Consider the following 6,073-nt stretch of genomic DNA (forward strand, 5'->3'; position numbering starts at 1 on the left):
GACCAGTTTATGTCAGCTTATTATTGCAAGATGCTGATCTAAATATACAAAATTGTAACTACCGGTGTTTACGTTTTTTTAAAAGTTATCTTTCCAGGCTCTGAGACCTGCAAAGCGTTGCCAAGGTTCATTCAGATCCAAATTAATTTTTAGCTCATCAGGAAGCTCATCAGTGATTGTTGCTATATTGCTACGTAAAAATGGATTTATTTGTTTTTCCACGCCTAACTGGGTTGGCAAGCTTATTTCGTCTTTGGCACGCAGCGCATCAACTTCATCACTGTAGCTGAGTAAGTACTCATTGTTTGGTTCTACAGCTTTTGCGAAAGCTAAGTTGGCTTGCGTGTATTCATGGGTGCAGTAAATTTTACACTCATCTGGCAGGGCTCTTAGTTTACATAACGAGTGCCACATTTGTTCTGCGCTGCCTTCAAATAATCGTCCGCAGCCAGCACTAAATAAGGTGTCGCCAGTAAAACTTAATTCGTCATTAATGTAACAAACATGGTCTAGGGTATGACCAGGTGTCGCAAGCACGGTAAAGGTGTAATCATAAACAGTGACTTTATCCGCTTCTGATACGCAATGAGTAATACCTTTAAAAGGGCTATGTCTTGGCCCATAAACCGGAATATCACGAAATTCCTTAACCAGTGCAGCCACGCCATCGGTATGGTCATAATGGTGGTGAGTAATCAAAATACCGCTAAGTGTTAAGTTATGCTCGCTCAGATAGTTTAAAACAGGCTCTGCTTGACCTGGGTCGACGACCCAGGCTGTTTGCTCAGCTTCATTGCTGATGCACCAAATGTAATTATCAGAAAAGGCTTTAATTGCTTTAACTTGCACCATGTTTAATTGCTCTATAAAGTGACAGTTAACACACAGTATAACGAGCTCAGAAAATGAAACCAGCCCTTAGTTTTCAAGAAGGTCCTAAGCCATACACTTGGCAGCAGTTCCCTCATGGCGACTATTTACGTGCTGAAATTGAACGTAAGCTAACGCCATGGTTGCCACGCATGTTTGGCTATCACATGCTCAAACTTGGTAATTTAAGTGGCGAGCTGGCAACCAGTGAAAGTCCTATTAAGCATCAAGTTTGTGTAGCAGAGCAGGGGTTATTTACAGGTGTTATTGCTGATGTAGACGAGCTGCCTTTTTATGAGCACAGTGTTGATGCTTGTATATTATCGCATTGCTTAGAATATCATTCTGATCCACACCACATCTTACGTGAAGCACATCGTACTTTAATTCCCGGTGGCTATCTGGTGATCACGGGCTTTAACCCGTTTAGCTTGTGTGGCTTGGCGCAGCTTTTACCTTTTAGTCGCCAAAAGTTACCTTGGACAGGGCGCTTTTTTACGCCATCACGAGTAAAAGACTGGTTGAATCTATTAGGCTTTGAGATTATTTCCGACGAGCGATTTATCCATTCATCGCTTGCAAGAGGCAACCGTTTGTCGCGTTTTGCTGCGTGGCGCAGTTTTGGTCAACAATATTTAAAGCCAATGGGCAGTGTTTATATGCTAGTGGCTCGAAAACGTGTGGCCCCGCTTACACCAATTAAACCTAAATGGCATGCAAGGCCGCAATTTTCGCCGGTAAAAGGAGCAGGGCTCAGGCAAACATCAAAGCAGCACTGTGAGTGGGATAGCTAAATAGTGTTGTTGCGTGTCTGTTTTACTTGGGTACTGGCCTGCACGAATATTTAATTGAATAGAAGGGTGCAACAGCTTTGGTACAGCCAAGGTTGCATCACGGCCTTCCCGAGTCGCAATAAAGCTTTGTTTATCCCCTTTTAAATGAATGTTTTGCTCACGCTGTTCTTTCACTGTGGTTTTGTTCGCAAGAGGGCGGCCATCTGGTTGATAGTCATGACACATCCAAAGTAGCGTATCGTCAGGAAACGCTAAAATTCGCTGTAGTGAATCATATAACTCACCGGCACTGCCTCCTGGGAAATCACAGCGGGCTGTGCCACTGTCTGGCATAAAGAAGGTGTCGCCAACAAATACATTGCCATTAATGTGAAAACACACGCTGTCAGGTGTATGGCCCGGTGTGGCAATCACATCTACTGTGTAATCACCTAACTGAAATTGTGCTTTATCAGCAAATAAAGCATCAAAAGGTTCACCATTACATGGCATATCAAGATTATAAAGTTGGCTAAAGTGTTGTTGCACTTGTGTGATCCCTTCACCCGTGCCGAGTTTACAAGGGTGTGTGTCTTGTAATTGCTGCTTTATGTAACTTGCTGCGGTGATATGGTCAGCATGGGCATGAGTTTCAAGAAGCCATTGTAGTGTCAGCTGCTCAGTCTTTATATAGTTAATGATCTCATTGGCGGTGGTAAAACTTAACTCGCCACTTGGCATATCAAAATCAGCTGGCGCATCAATCAGCAAGCACTGTTTAGTGCTTTCGCAACTGACTAAGTAACAGAGAGTGGCGCTTTGTTGATGAAAAAAAGAGTGAATGCGCAGAGCCATAATGAATCCTTTATATTTAGTTATAGCTAAATCTTATAACATATAACAAAAATATAAAACGACCTGCGCCAAGTTTATTTCAAGGGGCTTTAATTACCGTCGTAACCTGTGTCTTCAAGTAATTGATCGCTGCCAGCTGCTTCGCGGGCAAGATCGTCAACAATCTCATTGTATTTATTACCGCTATGGCCTTTTACCCAACGCCATTCTACCTCGTGTTGTTGGCAGGCAGCATCGAGTCGTTTCCATAAATCGACATTCTTAACTGGTTTTTTAGCAGCGGTTTTCCAGCCGCGCTTTTTCCAATTTTCAACCCATGACTCAATGCCTTGTTTCACATATTGGCTATCGGTCGTCAGAATGACGTGACAAGAGCGGGTGAGGGTTTCTAGTGCAACGATAGCTGCGAGCATTTCCATCCGATTATTTGTTGTTAGGGTGTAGCCTTGACTTAACTGCTTTTCGTGGCCGTTGTATCGCATCACGATGCCATACCCTCCAGGCCCTGGATTTCCTAAACATGATCCATCGGTGTAAATCTCTACGGTTTTCTGCACTGTTTTACCTTGATATTGTGTACAATAAAGTGAATATAGAAAGATACCAGAGTCAGGCTTAAGACGATATGGCACATAGACAAATAGTTTTAGATACAGAAACCACGGGTATTGACCCAAAGCAAGGCCACCGCATTATTGAAATCGGTTGTGTTGAACTTGTAAATCGCCGTCTTACTGGCAACAACTTTCATGTGTATATCAATCCACAACGTGAAATAGAAGAAGAAGCAATAGACGTTCACGGTATCACCAATGAATTTTTGCGTGATAAACCCCTGTACCACCAAATTGCCCATGAGTTTTTAGAGTATATTCGTGGGGCTGAGCTTGTTATTCATAACGCAGCGTTCGATATCGGCCACATGGATAATGAGTTTGCATTGTTAAATCAAGGTTTTCCGAATACTGCCGATGTATGTACTGTACTTGATACTTTAAAAATGGCGCGTGACTTGCACCCAGGTCAAAAGAATAACCTTGATGCACTTTGCCGTCGTTACGATATTGATAACTCAAAGCGTACGTTACACGGCGCTTTACTGGATTCTGAGATCTTAGCCGATGTTTACCTGTCGATGACGGGTGGGCAAGTAAAGCTGAATCTTAATCAAAATAAAGATGAAGGCTCAACTCAACAAGCTGGTGGTATTCGCCGACTAAGTGCCGATAGAGCACCGCTTGTGGTATTAAGAGCAACAGAACAAGAGCACGCCGCTCACGAAGAGCGTTTAGACTTGGTTGCAAAGGGTGGCCAATGCCTATGGCGTGCAGAATAAGGTAATAAAATGAGAAAACAACTACTAGCAGGATTAGTGTGTTTAATTCCCTTAGCGGGATTTGCCAACGAGCAAGATAAAATAACCCCATTAGAACGTGATGGGGTGCAAAATGAAATTCCCCTGCTAGAGAACCGTTTTCGTATTGACCATAAAGTCGATAAAGTAACCTTACTCTTCTTTCGTAAACGCGGTGCTCCTGCCGTTGTTTTAGTACGCCCTGACGGCACTAAGTATTACGCTACTGACTCAGTAAACAATGATGACCTCGACTGGCATGATGAACTGAGCTATGACCTGATCACCATTAGCAACCCTATGCCTGGCCCTTGGCAAGTGGTCGGCAGTATCTTGCCAGATAGCCGTATTATGGTGCTAGGTGAAATAGAGCTTAATGTTGATCCACTCCCGCCTATGCTGTTTCGTGGTGAAACAGTAAAGCTGACTGGCCGCGTATTAAATGATGGTGAACCAATAGAAGTTGGCCAGTTTCGCGATGTGATAAGTTTGCACGTTGATTTTGTCAGCACTAATAATAGTGATTACGCAAACTTTGGTGCGGGCACGCAAAGTGTTACCGACTTTAGAGATGATGGCCGTGGCTTTGATGAGCGTCCGCTTGATGGTGTGTTTACCGGTGAGTTTAAACTGGTCTTTCCGGCAGGAGAGTGGCAACCAGAGCTATATATAGAAACGCCTATACTAAAGCGTACCGTGGTGCAAAAACCAATAGTCGTGCATGAGCCGCCTTTTGATTATGAAGTAGCACTTGCTGAGCAAGATGAAGATGACCACATTTTAACGATCTCGTTAAATCCTGAAATCGTTAAAGCAGAAACTGTACTTATTCAAGGAAAAATATATTACCCCAATAATGAAGAGCAAATGTTCTCTTTAGATGCTGATAAATCGCAAACACGAGAGCTTGCAATTAAAAATTATGATTGGGGACGATACAGTGTTGAGCTCTCTGTATTTGGTAGCAACATAAATGACCGTGAATTTATGGCGACGTTACCTACTTATAAATTTGAAATTGAGCGACCAATTGAAGCTGTACCAGAAATTGTTCGCCCTGAAATCGATTTAGAAGCGCAAGCAGAGCAACAACGAATTCTTGAAGAAGAACAAAAAGCGTCCACCATGCTCATGGTGACCTTAATTGTTGTTGGAAATTTAACCGTCCTTTTATTAGGTTGGCTGGCAATTAGAATTTTTGTTCAGAAGAAACCGCTGAAATTTAAAATTTCTTTACCGTTTTTAAAGAAAAAAAATCAAACCGAAAATGATGAGCAAGCAACGAATGAAAATGAAGTTGGCAAAAATGGCTCAAAAAATGATAAATCAGGTGAAATTTTAAACCTTTCGATGTCAGATGACTAAAAAACCTGTAAAAATACAAAAAACCCCTTGACGAACCAGAGGGTGATTCGTATTATTCACGCCGCTGTCAGGGGAGACTCAGTCAGCAACGAAAATGTGGAGTGGTAGTTCAGTTGGTTAGAATACCGGCCTGTCACGCCGGGGGTCGCGGGTTCGAGTCCCGTCCACTCCGCCAATTTTCGACAATTTGTAAGTATGCGCTGGAGTGGTAGTTCAGTTGGTTAGAATACCGGCCTGTCACGCCGGGGGTCGCGGGTTCGAGTCCCGTCCACTCCGCCAATTACTTACACAACTTATGGTTGTAAAACATTTTCCTTTGCGGAGTGGTAGTTCAGTTGGTTAGAATACCGGCCTGTCACGCCGGGGGTCGCGGGTTCGAGTCCCGTCCACTCCGCCAATAGGAAAAATAAATAGCAGTAAATACTGCGGAGTGGTAGTTCAGTTGGTTAGAATACCGGCCTGTCACGCCGGGGGTCGCGGGTTCGAGTCCCGTCCACTCCGCCACTATTTAAACGCTATTTTATTACAAAATTTGTATCGCGGAGTGGTAGTTCAGTTGGTTAGAATACCGGCCTGTCACGCCGGGGGTCGCGGGTTCGAGTCCCGTCCACTCCGCCAACAAATTAAGTAATAACAATGATATCTATGCGGAGTGGTAGTTCAGTTGGTTAGAATACCGGCCTGTCACGCCGGGGGTCGCGGGTTCGAGTCCCGTCCACTCCGCCATTTGATATCATAAACAAATTAAGTGCATTACCCCATGCACATACCACTGCGGAGTGGTAGTTCAGTTGGTTAGAATACCGGCCTGTCACGCCGGGGGTCGCGGGTTCGAGTCCCGTCCACTCCGCCATTT

The 6,073-nt window shown here is 43.9% G+C and carries 6 protein-coding genes and 7 tRNA genes; 10 read left to right on the top strand and 3 right to left on the bottom strand.

What is annotated here, in order from left to right; all coding sequences use genetic code 11:
* Nucleotides 1–78 precede the first annotated feature (78 nt).
* The gene (gene gloB, locus AN394_RS17460) at nt 79–852 is read right to left on the bottom strand and encodes a hydroxyacylglutathione hydrolase (protein WP_055022140.1); all 774 of its coding nucleotides are present in this window, start codon (nt 850–852) and stop codon (nt 79–81) included.
* A gap of 53 nt (nt 853–905) precedes the next feature.
* On the opposite strand from gloB, the gene AN394_RS17465 reads away from it, so the two are divergent.
* Nucleotides 906–1,664, top strand: coding sequence for a class I SAM-dependent methyltransferase (locus AN394_RS17465; RefSeq protein WP_055022141.1), 759 nt, complete (start codon nt 906–908; stop codon nt 1,662–1,664).
* On the opposite strand, the gene AN394_RS17470 is transcribed toward AN394_RS17465, so the two are convergent.
* Together AN394_RS17470 and rnhA are read right to left on the bottom strand one after the other, a co-directional pair.
* On the bottom strand, nt 1,635–2,498 hold the full coding sequence (locus AN394_RS17470; protein ID WP_055022142.1) for an MBL fold metallo-hydrolase: 864 nt from the start codon (nt 2,496–2,498) through the stop codon (nt 1,635–1,637). The two genes, AN394_RS17465 and AN394_RS17470, sit on opposite strands and share 30 nt — an antisense overlap.
* A gap of 89 nt (nt 2,499–2,587) precedes the next feature.
* On the bottom strand, nt 2,588–3,055 hold the full coding sequence (gene rnhA, locus AN394_RS17475; protein ID WP_054561796.1) for a ribonuclease HI: 468 nt from the start codon (nt 3,053–3,055) through the stop codon (nt 2,588–2,590).
* Nucleotides 3,056–3,123: 68 nt separating this feature from the next.
* Between rnhA and dnaQ the strand changes: the two genes are divergently transcribed.
* The 9 genes from dnaQ to AN394_RS17520 all read left to right on the top strand — a co-directional run bounded on the left by dnaQ (nt 3,124) and on the right by AN394_RS17520 (nt 6,070).
* The gene (gene dnaQ / locus AN394_RS17480) at nt 3,124–3,834 is read left to right on the top strand and encodes a DNA polymerase III subunit epsilon (protein ID WP_054561795.1); all 711 of its coding nucleotides are present in this window, start codon (nt 3,124–3,126) and stop codon (nt 3,832–3,834) included.
* 9 nt (nt 3,835–3,843) lie between these two features.
* Nucleotides 3,844–5,217, top strand: a complete 1,374-nt coding sequence (locus AN394_RS17485) for a TIGR03503 family protein (protein WP_055022143.1) — start codon at nt 3,844–3,846, stop codon at nt 5,215–5,217.
* 98 nt (nt 5,218–5,315) lie between these two features.
* Nucleotides 5,316–5,392, top strand: a tRNA-Asp gene (locus tag AN394_RS17490).
* Nucleotides 5,393–5,419: 27 nt separating this feature from the next.
* A tRNA-Asp gene (locus AN394_RS17495) sits at nt 5,420–5,496 on the top strand.
* Nucleotides 5,497–5,537: 41 nt separating this feature from the next.
* Nucleotides 5,538–5,614, top strand: a tRNA-Asp gene (locus AN394_RS17500).
* Between the two features lie 30 nt (nt 5,615–5,644).
* A tRNA-Asp gene (locus AN394_RS17505) sits at nt 5,645–5,721 on the top strand.
* Between the two features lie 37 nt (nt 5,722–5,758).
* Nucleotides 5,759–5,835: transfer RNA gene (locus AN394_RS17510), tRNA-Asp, on the top strand.
* Nucleotides 5,836–5,866: 31 nt separating this feature from the next.
* Nucleotides 5,867–5,943: transfer RNA gene (locus AN394_RS17515), tRNA-Asp, on the top strand.
* 50 nt (nt 5,944–5,993) lie between these two features.
* Nucleotides 5,994–6,070, top strand: a tRNA-Asp gene (locus AN394_RS17520).
* The last annotated feature ends 3 nt before the right edge of the window (nt 6,071–6,073 follow it).

It is taken from the genome of Pseudoalteromonas sp. P1-26 (genome assembly GCF_001401795.1).
Taxonomy (GTDB): domain Bacteria; phylum Pseudomonadota; class Gammaproteobacteria; order Enterobacterales; family Alteromonadaceae; genus Pseudoalteromonas.

Excerpts from the sequence above, each read along its gene's own strand:
- gloB (WP_055022140.1), bottom strand. The coding sequence starts at position 852 with ATGGTGCAAGTTAAAGCAATTAAAGCCTTTTCTGATAATTACATTTGG.
- AN394_RS17465 (WP_055022141.1), top strand. The coding sequence starts at position 906 with ATGAAACCAGCCCTTAGTTTTCAAGAAGGTCCTAAGCCATACACTTGG.
- AN394_RS17470 (WP_055022142.1), bottom strand. The coding sequence starts at position 2,498 with ATGGCTCTGCGCATTCACTCTTTTTTTCATCAACAAAGCGCCACTCTC.
- dnaQ (WP_054561795.1), top strand. The coding sequence starts at position 3,124 with ATGGCACATAGACAAATAGTTTTAGATACAGAAACCACGGGTATTGAC.
- AN394_RS17485 (WP_055022143.1), top strand. The coding sequence starts at position 3,844 with ATGAGAAAACAACTACTAGCAGGATTAGTGTGTTTAATTCCCTTAGCG.